Origin of the sequence: Taibaiella helva, assembly GCF_003545695.1 — a bacterium.
Taxonomy (GTDB): Bacteria; Bacteroidota; Bacteroidia; order Chitinophagales; family Chitinophagaceae; genus Taibaiella; species Taibaiella helva.
In genome coordinates this window covers 84,401-97,747 of record NZ_QUZZ01000006.1, presented here as the reverse complement: position 1 = coordinate 97,747, position 13,347 = coordinate 84,401, and the positions used below count along the sequence as shown (strand labels likewise).

Here is a 13,347-nt window from a genome sequence, read left to right as displayed (position 1 = left end):
GGTGGACTCTTTGCCTGTTCTTTTATAGAAACGGGGAGGAACGAAAAAGTACTATCCACCTGAGATTTTTTATCCTTTTATGGCATAATGTGACAAGAAAGAGTACTATAGCGCAATTAAAATAGGAATACTGCCGCGTTATTTCCAAAATAGAGAATGGGATCAAGACCTTTGTTTACCCAACCCATAAGAATAAGTTTGTAAGATGAGAGAAATGGAAAACTATTCATTGTAAAGTAGGCTGGTATTTGCACTTTGAGGTTGCAAATGAAGTTCAATATTTATAATAACGCCAGATTGTTGGTCCCTCTTCAAAAACTCTATTGTTCCATTCAAATAAGCCACTCTTCTTTTCACGTTATGTATCCCAATACCGTGATTGGAGGCTATTTCATCTACTACGAAGCCTCTACCATCATCTTCTATCGTAATCAGGAAAATATCTTTGTCCTGGCTGCATTGTACCATGATGTTCCTGGCGTCTGAATGTTTGACCGCGTTCGACAGCAATTCCTGTACTATTCTATATATGACCAGTTGTATATTTATAGGAATTGTTTTGCTAATATTCAGACACTGTAAGTCAATTGATATAGTTTTAGGTATCAGAAGGGCGCACAAATCCCTTAACGATACTTCCAAACCGTATCGTAACAGCATTGTAGGCATCATATTGTGTGCTATACGACGCAGCTCACTTGTCGAATTATCCAGTTGTTGCATTACATTACGGAGCCCTTGATTATATCTATTCCCTTCGGATGAAACTATATCGGACAAATTTATCTTAACACCAGCCAACATGCTCCCCAATCCGTCGTGAAGCTCCTGTGCTAAACGCTGTCTTTCTTGTTCTTCTCCTTGAAGTAACGCCTGTGTGAGTTTAAGTTCCTGCTCTTGTTGTACCTTCTTTAACCGTTGTTTGGATCGTTTTTTATTTTTCAGGTATAATTGCAGTATGGCAATTACTATTACTAACAATACGAAGCAGGAAAGAGCAAGCAATACACTATACAGGTAAGCTGTTCTGCTTTTTAGCGTTGCCTGTGCTTTATCTAACTGTAATTTGGTGATCATCCTTTCTTTCTCCACTGTTTGGTATTTCAGTTCCATCTCGTCTATAGCAGATCGCTCATGAGAAAAATAAACGCTGTCTCGCATTTGCAGTGTTTTATCTGACCATTCATATGCATTTTTATAATCACCCAACCTGGCAAAGGTCAATGCCAATTCGTAATAATATCCTAACTTATTTCCTTTGTAAGCGATGACTGGGTGATCAATAATATGAAGCAACAGAGTTTTGGCTTTTTTGTACTGACCTTGTGCAGAATAAATATGGTACCGGTAAATACTTAATGCTTCGATTTCATAAAGCTGGTTGAAAGCCCTTGCTATGGCCATCCCGCTGTCCAAGCTCTTATGTGCTTCATCATATTGTTTATTTATTCTGAAATATTTTCCTTTGAATCTAAAATATTCAATCGCTGAAGGAGAATGAATAGCCCCGCCTAATAGACTTCTTGCACTATCAAGCAATGCCCTAATCAGAGGTAGCCGTTTTCTAAGTATCTCCATTTGAATCTTATCTTCAATAAGTTTGCTGTCGTAAATCATGTACGCATTTGCAGCTCTTGAATACATTGTCACAAGGAATGCCTTGTATGGTGATTTTCTTAAGTAATTTATCGCCTTCTTATAGTACTCTTCAGCTTCTTCAAGACGGGCATTATTAACAAAAATAATAGCCATACTTCCGTAGCAAATTCCGACCAATCCACTGTCACCACTTTGTTGAGCCAAAGGAAGCGCTTTATTTATGATGATATTCATACGACTCTGGTCGTTATCCTCTTTGTCGATTAGCTTACTATAGGCGTGCCATGTCCAAAAACGAAAAGCGTATGCTTTTTGTGTCTTATACCTGCTGAGTAGACTATCTGTCCGTAAGTACATAGATTTGGCAAGGGCTTTATTATATCTCTGATAATACAAGGCTTCATAGTATGGGGTAATCGCTTGCAGGGCATTGTTACTTCTACTCAAATGCATAGCCTTTTGAAGGTATTCCATGGACCTCAACGTATCCATATCTGTCCAATAATAGGATAATAGAAAGCTTGCCTGGGCTTTTATACTATCAGGTTTTCCAGACTCTAAAACAATTTGAAGACTATCAGTGAACCGCCTCGTATCAATGGGTAAGTATTGCGCCTGGAGGACATTATTCCATATGCACAAAATGAAAATGAAATAAATTGAGCGATTCATTATGGCAGGTAAGTCCTTTTTTATTAATTGAAATTATCAATAAAAAATAAATTAAAGAAACAGAAAAGGAGATTCTGTATAGGTATCCAAATTTCGTTTGTGCTGTGATACAGATGTCTTTGTGATTAGAATGGCCTCCTAAATGGCTGACATGAGAACTATATTGAGCTCGCGTAAAGCCCGTTTCTTAGCCAAAGCAGAATTGTTAGAATCCAGCTATCTTCACTACTTTCCTGGATACCGTTTCGCCTGCTGCCGAAAAAATGTGTACCTGGTATACGCCTGCTGCCATTGCGGTGCAATCGATCGTCAGCGCATGATTCCCCGGCAGCGATCGTCTTCACTTTTCTTCCGGTAGCATCATAGACACTGATGGTCTCATTGCCGGCAAGGCCGCCGATCGTCAGGCAATCTTTTACAGGGTTGGGATAAATATCGATAGCCCATCCCTGCTGATCCTTACCTGGCGGATCTGGCTATAGGTATACTTACCATCGATATCCGCCTGCTTTAAGCGATAGTAATTCAAACCATCGAAAGGCGTTTCATCATAGCTCTGGTAGCTCAGCTCTTTGCAGCTATTGCCATCAGGCGCTTTCGATTGGACAAAGCCTATGGTATTCCATCGTTGTCCGTCGGCGCTGCGTTCAATACCGAAGCCTTTATTCCTTTGCTCGGTAGTGTATCAAATTTGCGGATGCCAGCAAATCTGAGATTTGCGCTGAAATTGGACCTTATGTTTACCCCCAAAAATATATTCTCAAACATGCGGATAAAAAAGTGGTGCTTTTGGAAAAGCAGATAGTCCTTCTCGAAAGCCGCTTTAGATGCGTCCGAAGTGTTAGGTTTTTACGTTCGATATGATTGGTACCTTTTTTCTTTGTACTGTGGATTTTACTTGGTAACAAGGTTCCATAGTGTTTCAGCTTATCCGTGTAAACCTTTTTTGCGTTGGACAGAATTAATGTGTTCGTAATAGGTCTAAGCGTATTATTTGTTCTGCGACCAATATTAAAATCAATAACCTCTTTGGTGTCCTTTCTAATGGCGTATGCCACCCATATCTGATTCTCCCTGTATCGGACATAGGTGCAAAGTTCATCAAGTTCATACTCCTTCCCCATCGCAATCATAGGACGGGATGCTTTTTTTGCTAGCAGCAATATTCTTTTTAAAACCGTTGTCACTGAAACTTTTAGCAAGCGGGAAATACTACGTATGCCGCATCCTTCCTTAAGATACTCCTTAATTCTTTGATCTGTATTAACCTGACAGGCATTATAGTTATATGAATCTACAAAACTCCGTTTACATGATTTGCATAAATAGCGTTGCTTGTTGTAGGAAGAACCATTTTTCACGCATCTATTATTACAATATATGCACATTTTTTGCCCATCAACATATCTGGAGCACTTAGAGGTAATTTTCTGCATTAGGGGCGCGAAGTTAGTTTAAAAGAAAAGCAGGCAGTGTAAATACTGCCTGCTTTTCTTATGTTTTTCCGAAGAATTTGTTGATTTTACTGGTATTTCAGCGCTCATCAACATATCTGGTACACTACCCAAAATTGAACAGCCCAATAATTTTAGGACATCAGTCCCGGCTTGTACCACGTACGGGAATCGAACCCGTGATTCCTCCGTGAAAGGGAGGCGTCTTAACCCCTTGACCAACGCGGCGTTTTTGAATGGGCTGCAAAAGTAAGTATAATTTTGACTTTAGCAAATTTTGATCTTCCTTTTTCACACCTTTTGCCATATTTTTTCTTCTGCAATCATTTCAGGTAAAAAACGGCGTCGGCTTCAGGCCCGTTTTCAGACAGGGTTAATTTATGCAACTATTCCTGAAACCCTTTGCCAGTGGCCTTTCCAGTGCATCTATTTATAATATATTTTCATTTTATTAATAAATAGTAAAAATGACTACTAAAACATCATTATTAATATTATATGATTATGCTGTTTTAAACTAGAATCTAATTTTGTTTGTATCCTATCCATTCTCTAACCAACCCCAAAACGATTTTATGAAAAAATTTACCAGCTTACTCATGGTGGCTTGTTTGCTTAGCCTTAGCCTGCTGGCCCAGCAGGCGCCTCAACGGATCAATTACCAGGCGGTAGTACGCAGCGCGGCCGGCGCACCGGTCGTCAACCAGAACGTATCCCTGCGTTTCAGCATTCTCGAAGGCTCGGCTGGGGGCGCCGTCCAGTATTCGGAAACCCAATCGGTGACCACCAATGCCTTCGGTCTGGCCAATGTTCAGATCGGCGCAGGGACGGTTGTCAGCGGCACCTTCAACACCATCGCCTGGAATTCGGCCACCAAATTTCTGAAAGTGGAAGCCGATATTACCGGCGGTACCACCTATTCCGACCTGGCCACCGTGGAAATGATCTCCGTACCTTATGCTTTGAATGCCGAGACAAGCAACGATAACCGCTGGAACCTCAGTACCGCGGATATTACCAGCAACAACACGGGCAATGTCGGTATCGGTGGTACTCCCAACACCAATGCCAAGCTCGACATCGCTGCTACCAATAAGGGTATCCTGATCCCCAGGATCACCCTGGCCAACCGCCCAGCCGCGCCTGTGGATGGCCTGCTGATCTACCAGACCGACAACACGCCCGGCTTCTATTACTACAACGGCGGCAGCTGGCAGCGCGTGGCCAACAGCAACGATGTGGTCAGCGGCGGCACCATCATCCCATTCTCCTCCGGCCTCCCGGTAACGGTTACCACTATCGCCGGCGGCCTTGTGGGTACTTCGGCCCTGCTGGGTTTTGGTAGCTCGGTAAGCGGGGTCTCATTGGTAGGCACCAATATCGACCTCACCGGCGCCGGCGGAACCCTGCTCAATTTCGGCTTTGTAGCGCCCAGGGCAGGCACTATTACCGCCATGTCGGCGCAGTTCAGCACCACGCTGGCTTTGTCGTTGCTGGGATCGAATATTACCATTACAGGACAGTTGTATACTGCTCCTGCAGGCAGCAATACCTTCGCGCCGGTACCGGGCGCTGTAGTAACGATGGCTCCGGCGCTCACCGGGGTATTGGCTATAGGCGCGACTTCCAGCGGTACCGCCACCGGCCTGTCTATACCCGTAGTTGCGGGTAACCGGTACCTGATGGTTTGTTCTGCTACTGCTACGGGCATCACGCTGCTCAACACCATTACCGGCTATGCCAGCGCGGGCGTGAACATCAACTAAGCCGCTATAAAAAATAATGCTTATGCTAAAAATATTTCAAACATGAAACGACAATTGATCCCATCGCTTCTCGTAACGGCCCTGTTGCTCTTGCTGCAGTTCCGGGTAGAGGGGCAAGCGGTGCTGCCCTACGTGCTGGCCAGCGCCGGAGGCAGCGCTGTAGCAACCAGTGGCGCTATCGTGAACTACACCCTTGGTGAACCGTTCACCGCTACGATCGGCAGCAACCCCCAGTTCACCCAGGGTTTCCAGCAACCCAGCACTTCAGGTACGCCGCTGCCTGTGCAGCTGCTCGATTTCAGCGGCCTTGCCAAAGAGGGCTATAACCTGCTGCAATGGCAAACCGCCCAGGAAAAGAACAATGATTATTTCAGCCTGGAACGCAGTACCGACGGCATTCACTTTCAGGCCATAGGCCAGGTGTACAGCAAGGCGACAGGTGGCAACAGCAGCAGCAAGCTGGCTTATAGCTATACCGACAGGACCATGCCGGCAGGCAGGAACTACTATCGCCTGCGCCAGGTCGACAGGGATAAACAGTTCAGCTATTCCGGAGTGATCGATCTGACCAACGCCGGTATGGCCTACCAGTCCAGCGTGTCGCCCAACCCGACCAAGGGTCGCGTTTTCCTTTCTGTCAATACATTGTCCGACCAGTCGGCGCTGACCATCTGCGATATCTACGGACGCGAGCTGAAGACAATGACGCTGAAGGCAACCGTGACTGAGATCGACCTTTCGTCATGGACCGCCGGTACTTATCTACTGCGTTATACCGCCGGACCGTACAAGGAATCGGTAAAGATCGTCAAGGAATAACCGGAATATGGTAACCGGAAAGTAAAGGATCGTTCATAAGAACGGTCCTTTTGCTTTCGGGTATGTTGCTTGCACCGGTCTCATCGCAGCTGGTATTCCCCGGCCCAAACGTTGCACCTTTTGTGGAAAGCTTTATCCATTTATTAAGGGAAGGCTAACAAGCACCGCCACAGGATATTGAATATCAGTAAGGTTGTTTTTTGGCATAGTAGCTGCTATAGTAAAAGAAGCCGCTGCCCAACCATGGGTACATGATGCGGCTGTTCTATTCCTAACCAGATATGTTTTACGCTTATGGAACCGATGGAAATATTATTACCGAAGGAAAGCCCCGCCATAACTAGTGAAGAAGACACCTGGACGGGCATTATCGAAGAAGATATTTTTTCCTGCTATAACGAAAGGCAGGACTAACCGGTGCATTGCAGACCTGTGCCCGGCCGGTAAAGCGTGTAGGGATGCTATGCCTAAAAAAACAGTTATGGACAGGAAGAAAACAGCAATACCTGGTAAAAAGGCGAAGGATAAAGCCGGCAGGGGACAAAGTGATGAGGAGAAGGGTATTGCTTCCGGGGAGGAGCGGCGTAAGAAGCAGGAAAAGCTGCTACGTGAGAATAAGGCCCGGCGAAGACCCCAGTTTAACGGGCAGCCCAACGACGGAACCGGTGAGGAAAACCTGGTGCAGCCCGATCCGGATACCTGAACACAGCCAGGTATCTGGATGATGGCTTCCGGGGCTTATGCCGGAGGCTGATCATATTGATAGATGTTCAGCTCATCCAATGCCAGGGTGCCGTCGCCACAAAGCCCTTCCAGGGCCAGCTCTATGTTTTCCTTGTTGTAGCCCAGCTGCAGCAGGGCAGACAGCATTTCTGTTCTCGGTAATTTTACCTGGTAAGCTTCATTGGCAGCCGTTGTCCCTTTTTCGGAAAGGATGCGCAAAATGTGGTCTTTCAATTGTTCCATATCCTCTTTTTTATATTCGCTTAGTACAAACATTGTTCCTATGGGGGCGGCTACAGCAAACACCTTTATTGCTTATTGTTGTTCAGGTTTTTAAGTACTATGTTATTGCCGGGGGATTAGCCGGAATGTTTACAGCTGTGGCAGTTCTTCCCCGGCATCCGCATTTTTTTACAGCATGAAGTAAAAAAGCAAATGGCAGGATAGCTTACCTTTCACTACGTTTAGGTTTCAGAATAAAGCTCAGCCGGCCGTTATTCTCGATATAGATCTTATCCACCTCCTCTAGGGTTTCCTGGTTCAGCTCCAGCCGGAGACTTTCCAATACATCATCCCGGCAAAGATTGCTTCGCTGCATACTCCTTTCATCAAAATGTCCATCGTGAAAAAGGAGCAGGGGATGGCCTTTGATCCACACCGCCCAACGTTTGCTTTTGCGGCTGCTATAAGCGAGCAGCCAGTTGGTAAGGACGAGTATGGTGCCGGCGACGACAGTAGAGAAGAACGGTGACGCGCCGACGATACCGCGGGCCATTACTGCGCCGAGCATGATCACGATGATATGGTCGAGCGCCGATTTTTTGCCGAATATCCGCATGCCGCCGAGCCTGATCAGCACAAGGGCCAGCAGGAACATGACCAGCGCCCGGATACCCATTTGATATGGAAGCAGGTGCTCTCCGCTTCCCCAAAGTGTTTCAAGAGCCATTATAACAGATTTAAAATAGGGACCATCGGGAAGTTCCGGGGAAGCAAACTGTTAGCCGTTCACTACCTCTCCGCCGTTGACATGGATCACCTGCCCGGTAATAAAGGAAGCTTCTTCAGAAGCCAGGAAAACATAAGCAGGGCCCAGCTCCGAAGGCTGGCCGGCTCTTTTCATAGCGGTCTGCTCCCCGAACGATTTTATCTTTTCCTCATCGAATGTTGCCACGATAAGCGGTGTCCACACCGGACCCGGGGCTATGGCATTGACCCTTATATTCTTCCCGGCCAGGTTGGTAGCCAGGGAGCGAGTAAAGGTGGTAATGGCGCCCTTTGTAGCGGAATAGTCGATAAGGCCGGGAGAGGAGCGGTAAGCGGTAACAGATGTGGTATTGATGATGCAGTCGCCTGCCTGCATATGCCTCAGCGCTGCCTCAGCAAAATAGAACTGGGCAAAAATATTCGTCCGGAACGTGATGTCCAATTGTTCATCAGTGATGTCCTGCACATCTTCCTGCGGAAATTGCATACCGGCATTGTTGACGAGAATATTCAGTTTCCCGAATTGCTGTACCGTTTTTTCTACGGCCTTTTTGCAGAAGGTCCCCTTCTTGATATCGCCTTTGATGAGCAGGCATTGCCGCCCTGCTTCTTCGACAAGCCGTTTCGTCTCCCGGGCGTCGGTATCCTCGTCCAGGTAAACGATGGCAACGTCGGCTCCTTCCTGTGCGAAATGTACGCTTACCGAACGGCCGATGCCGCTGTCGCCACCGGTGATCAGCGCTACTTTGTTTTTTAGTTTACCGGCAGGCAGGTAGCCTGCTTTAATGTATTCCGGCGCCGGTTTCATTTTCGCCTCGATGCCCGGTTGCCGATGCTGTTTCCGGGGACGGTTCGTTTTCGTGATCTTAGCCATAACCCATCATTGTAAAAGTTGCTGATATTCTTTACCCGGATCTTGTCCGGGATAATCAATAAACATTAGCGGGACGCGATTGTTGGTAAAGACAGTCAATTATCCTCATATTCCTCACAACAAACCATTCAGCAATGAAGCAGACATCCGGTCATTTGGTGCAGGTCGTTATAGAAACGATAAAAGGCAGCAGGGAAAAATATGCTTACGACCAGGAAAGCGGTTTTTTTAAGCTGAAGAAGATACTGCCCGCCGGGATGGTCTTCCCATACGATTTCGGCTTTATACCGGGAACAAAGGGCGCAGACGGCGATCCGCTCGATATCCTGGTGCTGTCTGAATTGTACAGCTTCCCAGGTTGCCTGATGCCCTGCCGGCTGCTGGGCGCCTTCAAGGCAAAGCAGGGTAAAAAGAAAGGTAAGATGGTGCGCAACGACCGTTACCTGGCGGTACCTGTAGCTTCTATGGCCTATAACGATATTGCAGCAGTGAACCTCCTGCCCAAGGAAATGATCCGGGCATTGGAAGATTTTTTTATCCGTTACAACCAGGAAGAAGGAAAACGCTTTGAACCCTCAGGCTACATCGATGCGGGGCAGGCCATGGCGCAGATAAAGGCCAGCGCTGCCCTGGTGCAGCAATAGCTTGTCCGGCGCGGTTTTCAGAAGTCATAGCTCAGCACAACAGGCAGCGCAAGGTTCAGGTCAGTGGCTTTAGTTGAAAAATTGAGCTTCAGCTCCAGACCCAGGTTAAGACCTTTCTTAAGATGCCTGCGGTAGCCGACGCAAAAGCTGCCATCGGCCAGGGAAAACACTTTATTCAGCACATGATTTTCCAGTGTCTCGCTGGAAGCGGCATTCAGCAGTAACGAAGGGCCAAAGCTGAAATGGGTATAGACCGACTTGGTGATACGCATGCCGATCACGAGGTGCAGCGGGATAGCGGCAAGCGAAGCCCTGATCGCGTCGTTCTCGTAGCCGTTGACACGGTAGAATTTATTATAGCCTGTCTCTATGCCCAGCGATACCAGGTAACGCGAATTCCACATGATACGGCCGAAAAAGCTGTAGTTAAAAGGTTTTACATGATCTCCGAACGTTTTGATGTTGTTGAAATAAAAGTTGGGACCTGCCGATAAAGACCCTGTAAAATGGGCGTCGAGCGGATAGTCCTTGCTATTGTTCTGCGCCGGCAAAACAACAGGATACAGCGCGGGCAGCAGGAGGAAAAGCAATGTACGGTAATTGGGCATAAGCGTATGGATTGATTTGGATAATTATTCCTGGCTGTAAAATGCATAAGCGAGCATGGAAGGATAATTGGTCAGGATACCATCGTAGCGGCTTTTTGTGATCACTTCATTCATGCCGCCCGGATCGTCCAGGGTCCAGGTAACGACTCTTATATTTTGTGCATGAGCTTCCGTCGTTTCTGCTTCCAGGATACCCAGGGTCCAGCGTGGTGCAAATACCCGCGATCCCGCATGCTTAGCCTGCTCCAGGCCCAGCTCGCAGAGTGATGGCAGTTGCTGATGCCCGGGGAAAGCGATAAAAGCATCGTAAGCCTCCTCAGAGGGCAGGCCCAGCAAAAGAGAAACGTTCCTGTTGCGGGTCTGCGCATAGCCCATTGCTTTCTGAAGCACAGGCACTACATGATCAAAGAAGCCGCTCTCGCCACCGTCCTTGCAATCGAGCCATACGTTTTGAATCGTAGTAGAATCGATAAGTGTCGTTAGCATCTCGTCGAGTGTGGGAATGCGCTGTCCGTCGACCAGCCGTATATAGGCGCTCAGGAAGTCGGCATTGAATTGATGAATATCGCCTACCAGCGGGCTTTTCAGCGTGAGGCGGGTATTGATATCCGGATCATGATAAATGATCGGTACTTTATCTTTGGTCAGCCTTATATCGATCTCTATGCCGGTAGCGCCGAATTGCGCCACATGCTTCACCAGGTCCAGGGAATTCTCTGCATAAGGCAGGTTGTCTGAATTCCGGCCGCCACCACGATGCGCCGCGATCACGAAAGCCCGGTTCAGCACGGCGGCAGAGAAGGGACGCTTGAACCGGAGCACGATCGTTTTGCCGGGATCATTTTCAAGATAGCCCCGCAGCACAATGCCCCGGCCATTGTGTCCCCAAACGGAATCCACACCTTCGGTCTTCGCGATCGTCAGCTGTACCTGTCCTTGCTGCGGTTGTATGGGATCGCGCCAGAAGCCCGCCATACGGATGCTACTGTCCGAGGTACGAAAGCCTACCTGTACATTGATAAAGCGGCCGTCCTTTGCACCGAACAGGCAGAGATAGCCATTGGCCCATTTGCAGGCAAACTGCTCACCGAAACTGTTATCACCTTCCGATAATTCATAAATACCTTCAAACGATGACCTGTAGACAGTATCCAAAGGTACCGTGCCTTCGAGGTTGCTGGTATCGAAAGCCGGCAAGGGATCGAAGCGGTCTTTGATACAGGCAGCCAGGAGCAAGGCCCAAAGAAAGGGGAACAAAAGATAGCGCTGGTTCATAGTTTAAAGCCGATATTGATCTCCGGGATAAAATACTGATGGTCGACGATCATCAGGGCTGGCCACCCGAGAATGTGAAACTTATTGAAGCCGGCAATGAAGCCGAAGCAGATCGAATTGCGGCGGGTAAGCCTTTGCTCTATAAATAGGGCAAAGGAATAGCCATTGAACATCGAGCCGGTAATATTGCTGGTTGCATAATCCTGCAGGCCCAGCCGGGTATTCATCATCCAGTCTATCTTTCCCTGCAGGGTGAAGGCCACCTTGCTGAAATTATAGCCCAGCCGCAGCATGGGATGATGCTCCCATACCTTTACCGTATTGTTGTAGCCGAACGACCGCAGGATACCGAAAGAGAAGCCCAGCTGGTAACCCAGGCCCAGGTGTAATCGATCGGTGAGGGAATAGTTCCAGGAAGGTCCAAGGCGTATGTCATTTGCAATAAAAAGTGTCTTTACATTACCGTTGAGAGCAAAGCCTGCAGGCAAAGCATAATTGGCTTTATAGTCCAGCATAGGCCCGCTGATAGGCTGTTCCAGCCATTGGTCGGGAAGATAGATCTGGGCCAGTGTAATGGAATGGTCGTATTTTCCGGCTTGCTGCGGGGCAGGCAAATACATCGATCGCTGCCGGATATCGAATTCCGGAAGCTGTGCCTGCACGCTGCAGGTGAGCAACCCCAGCCAGGTCGTGAACCATTTTCGCATGAGATAAGCAGTACGGACGGCGGTATTCAGCGCGCCCTATGCAGCAATCAACAGGCCAGCGCAGGAATCGTTCATTTGGGCAGGTAGAATTGTTGCCGGTATTGGCCGGGAGGTAGGCCAGCATGGAGGTAGCCTACCTGGATGCCGCATGGGCGCCGTTGATCGTCAGAGAAAGTACATTTTCAAAAGCGCTGAGATCATCCTTCAGCGCCCGGCAGGTAATCTGCAGGGCGGCGACCTGGCGTTTGACCATCAGGTAGTGAAAGGCCGGATGGCAGCCATCGTTCTCGCATTCGATGCGGTCGGCGCCGGTATTCAGATGCTGGCGGATGCCGCCACCGCCGCCGATCACGAGAAATGTTTTGCCTCCGATCCTGAAGTGCTCGAAGTTGTGCGAGTGGCCGCTCAGGAAAAGCAATCCCTTCTTCGTTTGCAGGAAGGGCACCGCAAACTGCTCGCGGACCTTCAGGTTGCTGCCTACCACCTTGCTGTTGGAATAAGGCGCATGGTGGCAGGCGACGATGATGACGCGCACCGAATCGTTGCGGTCCAGCGTGCTCAGGGCCTCCTGATAAAACGCTTCCTGCCGGCGCTGCTCTTCGGTCGTTAAACGGGAGAGATTGGAGTTCAGCAGCACTACAGCAACGGAATCCCGGATGATATAATAACCTGTCTTGCTGTGTCCGGGAAAACGTTTCTGGAAAGCGCTGACACCTGCTTTGGCGCTGTACAGATATTCATGATTGCCCAGGCAGGCCCATACCGCTCCTTTATCCTTCCTGATGCTGTCCAGGAACCGGTCTACGCGAGTCCAGCGCGCGGGCTTTGAACCCGCAGCGACCACATCGCCCAGCAGGAATACCTGCTGCGGCCGCTTCCCGAGGATGTCGTCAAAGATCAGCCCGGTGGCCGTCCGGTTGAACGGTGTCCGGTGGATCAGTCGTTCGACAAACAAAGGGGCTTGTGTATCGCTGACGAAGATCATCGTATCGTTGCCATTTTGATCAGTATCCTTAAAGGCCAGCGCAGGCAGGCCCTGAAGAAGCCATACGACAAGGAGGATACGCTTCAATGCGGTATACAGGACAGAAAAACGGGGCTGCAGGACAATCGTATCGGGCATGGATCGCGGTAAATGCTGTTACACCAATAACAAAAAGTCATGGGAAAAGATCAATAGGAGCAAAGTAAAGACCCTGCTCATTTATAAAGACCGGGT

The 13,347-nt window shown here is 48.3% G+C and carries 14 protein-coding genes and 1 tRNA gene; 4 read left to right on the top strand and 11 right to left on the bottom strand.

What is annotated here, in order from left to right; genetic code table 11:
- Positions 1-222 precede the first annotated feature (222 nt).
- The 4 genes from DZC79_RS10745 to DZC79_RS10730 all read right to left on the bottom strand — a co-directional run bounded on the left by DZC79_RS10745 (position 223) and on the right by DZC79_RS10730 (position 3,953).
- Positions 223-2,073 carry a sensor histidine kinase gene (locus DZC79_RS10745; protein ID WP_198666856.1) on the bottom strand — a complete coding sequence of 617 codons (1,851 nt, stop codon included), beginning with the start codon at positions 2,071-2,073 and terminating at the stop codon, positions 223-225.
- 356 nt (positions 2,074-2,429) lie between these two features.
- Entirely contained in the window at positions 2,430-2,672 is a 243-nt protein-coding gene (locus DZC79_RS21855) for a hypothetical protein (RefSeq protein ID WP_394342501.1), read from the bottom strand.
- Positions 2,673-3,011: 339 nt separating this feature from the next.
- Positions 3,012-3,659, bottom strand: coding sequence for an IS1 family transposase (locus DZC79_RS21850; protein ID WP_394342500.1), 648 nt, complete (start codon positions 3,657-3,659; stop codon positions 3,012-3,014).
- Between the two features lie 222 nt (positions 3,660-3,881).
- Positions 3,882-3,953 (bottom strand) — tRNA-Glu (locus tag DZC79_RS10730).
- Between the two features lie 347 nt (positions 3,954-4,300).
- On the opposite strand from DZC79_RS10730, the gene DZC79_RS21775 reads away from it, so the two are divergent.
- The 3 genes from DZC79_RS21775 to DZC79_RS10715 all read left to right on the top strand — a co-directional run bounded on the left by DZC79_RS21775 (position 4,301) and on the right by DZC79_RS10715 (position 7,013).
- On the top strand, positions 4,301-5,491 hold the full coding sequence (locus DZC79_RS21775) for an exosporium glycoprotein BclB-related protein (protein ID WP_118951586.1): 1,191 nt from the start codon (positions 4,301-4,303) through the stop codon (positions 5,489-5,491).
- A gap of 42 nt (positions 5,492-5,533) precedes the next feature.
- The gene (locus DZC79_RS10720) at positions 5,534-6,310 is read left to right on the top strand and encodes a T9SS type A sorting domain-containing protein (RefSeq protein ID WP_118951585.1); all 777 of its coding nucleotides are present in this window, start codon (positions 5,534-5,536) and stop codon (positions 6,308-6,310) included.
- A 481-nt stretch (positions 6,311-6,791) separates the two neighbouring features.
- Positions 6,792-7,013 carry a hypothetical protein gene (locus DZC79_RS10715; RefSeq protein ID WP_118951584.1) on the top strand — a complete coding sequence of 74 codons (222 nt, stop codon included), beginning with the start codon at positions 6,792-6,794 and terminating at the stop codon, positions 7,011-7,013.
- 35 nt (positions 7,014-7,048) lie between these two features.
- Here the strand turns inward: DZC79_RS10715 and DZC79_RS10710 are convergent, their stop codons facing one another.
- The 3 genes from DZC79_RS10710 to DZC79_RS10700 form a co-directional block, all read right to left on the bottom strand.
- Positions 7,049-7,276, bottom strand: a complete 228-nt coding sequence (locus tag DZC79_RS10710) for a hypothetical protein (RefSeq protein ID WP_157977067.1) — start codon at positions 7,274-7,276, stop codon at positions 7,049-7,051.
- Positions 7,277-7,481: 205 nt separating this feature from the next.
- A complete protein-coding gene (locus DZC79_RS10705; RefSeq protein ID WP_118951582.1) occupies positions 7,482-7,982 on the bottom strand; it encodes a DUF421 domain-containing protein in 501 nt (166 codons plus the stop codon).
- A 51-nt stretch (positions 7,983-8,033) separates the two neighbouring features.
- Positions 8,034-8,894 (bottom strand): SDR family oxidoreductase, encoded by an 861-nt coding sequence (locus DZC79_RS10700; protein WP_118951581.1) that lies wholly within the window; start codon positions 8,892-8,894, stop codon positions 8,034-8,036.
- Positions 8,895-9,028: 134 nt separating this feature from the next.
- Between DZC79_RS10700 and DZC79_RS10695 the strand changes: the two genes are divergently transcribed.
- A complete protein-coding gene (locus tag DZC79_RS10695; protein ID WP_118951580.1) occupies positions 9,029-9,538 on the top strand; it encodes an inorganic diphosphatase in 510 nt (169 codons plus the stop codon).
- 17 nt (positions 9,539-9,555) lie between these two features.
- Here the strand turns inward: DZC79_RS10695 and DZC79_RS10690 are convergent, their stop codons facing one another.
- From DZC79_RS10690 to DZC79_RS10675, 4 genes are all read right to left on the bottom strand, one after another.
- Entirely contained in the window at positions 9,556-10,146 is a 591-nt protein-coding gene (locus DZC79_RS10690) for a hypothetical protein (protein WP_118951579.1), read from the bottom strand.
- 24 nt (positions 10,147-10,170) lie between these two features.
- Complete coding sequence (locus tag DZC79_RS10685; protein ID WP_118951578.1) at positions 10,171-11,421, bottom strand: glycerophosphodiester phosphodiesterase; 1,251 nt, start codon at positions 11,419-11,421, stop codon at positions 10,171-10,173.
- The gene (locus DZC79_RS10680; RefSeq protein WP_118951577.1) at positions 11,418-12,128 is read right to left on the bottom strand and encodes a hypothetical protein; all 711 of its coding nucleotides are present in this window, start codon (positions 12,126-12,128) and stop codon (positions 11,418-11,420) included. The genes DZC79_RS10685 and DZC79_RS10680 overlap by 4 nt, the downstream gene beginning before the upstream one ends.
- A gap of 133 nt (positions 12,129-12,261) precedes the next feature.
- Positions 12,262-13,251 (bottom strand): metallophosphoesterase family protein, encoded by a 990-nt coding sequence (locus DZC79_RS10675; RefSeq protein WP_118951576.1) that lies wholly within the window; start codon positions 13,249-13,251, stop codon positions 12,262-12,264.
- Positions 13,252-13,347: the final 96 nt, after the last annotated feature.

What these genes read in the sequence shown, in the direction of transcription:
- DZC79_RS10680 (WP_118951577.1), bottom strand. Translation starts at nt 12,128, where the DNA reads ATGCGAAAATGGTTCACGACCTGGCTGGGGTTGCTCACCTGCAGCGTG.
- DZC79_RS21775 (WP_118951586.1), top strand. Translation starts at nt 4,301, where the DNA reads ATGAAAAAATTTACCAGCTTACTCATGGTGGCTTGTTTGCTTAGCCTT.
- DZC79_RS10675 (WP_118951576.1), bottom strand. Translation starts at nt 13,251, where the DNA reads ATGCCCGATACGATTGTCCTGCAGCCCCGTTTTTCTGTCCTGTATACC.
- DZC79_RS10745 (WP_198666856.1), bottom strand. Translation starts at nt 2,073, where the DNA reads ATGGAATACCTTCAAAAGGCTATGCATTTGAGTAGAAGTAACAATGCC.
- DZC79_RS10690 (WP_118951579.1), bottom strand. Translation starts at nt 10,146, where the DNA reads ATGCCCAATTACCGTACATTGCTTTTCCTCCTGCTGCCCGCGCTGTAT.
- DZC79_RS10695 (WP_118951580.1), top strand. Translation starts at nt 9,029, where the DNA reads ATGAAGCAGACATCCGGTCATTTGGTGCAGGTCGTTATAGAAACGATA.
- DZC79_RS21850 (WP_394342500.1), bottom strand. Translation starts at nt 3,659, where the DNA reads ATGTGCATATATTGTAATAATAGATGCGTGAAAAATGGTTCTTCCTAC.
- DZC79_RS10705 (WP_118951582.1), bottom strand. Translation starts at nt 7,982, where the DNA reads ATGGCTCTTGAAACACTTTGGGGAAGCGGAGAGCACCTGCTTCCATAT.
- DZC79_RS10720 (WP_118951585.1), top strand. Translation starts at nt 5,534, where the DNA reads ATGAAACGACAATTGATCCCATCGCTTCTCGTAACGGCCCTGTTGCTC.
- DZC79_RS10700 (WP_118951581.1), bottom strand. Translation starts at nt 8,894, where the DNA reads ATGGCTAAGATCACGAAAACGAACCGTCCCCGGAAACAGCATCGGCAA.
- DZC79_RS10715 (WP_118951584.1), top strand. Translation starts at nt 6,792, where the DNA reads ATGGACAGGAAGAAAACAGCAATACCTGGTAAAAAGGCGAAGGATAAA.
- DZC79_RS10685 (WP_118951578.1), bottom strand. Translation starts at nt 11,421, where the DNA reads ATGAACCAGCGCTATCTTTTGTTCCCCTTTCTTTGGGCCTTGCTCCTG.
- DZC79_RS10710 (WP_157977067.1), bottom strand. Translation starts at nt 7,276, where the DNA reads ATGGAACAATTGAAAGACCACATTTTGCGCATCCTTTCCGAAAAAGGG.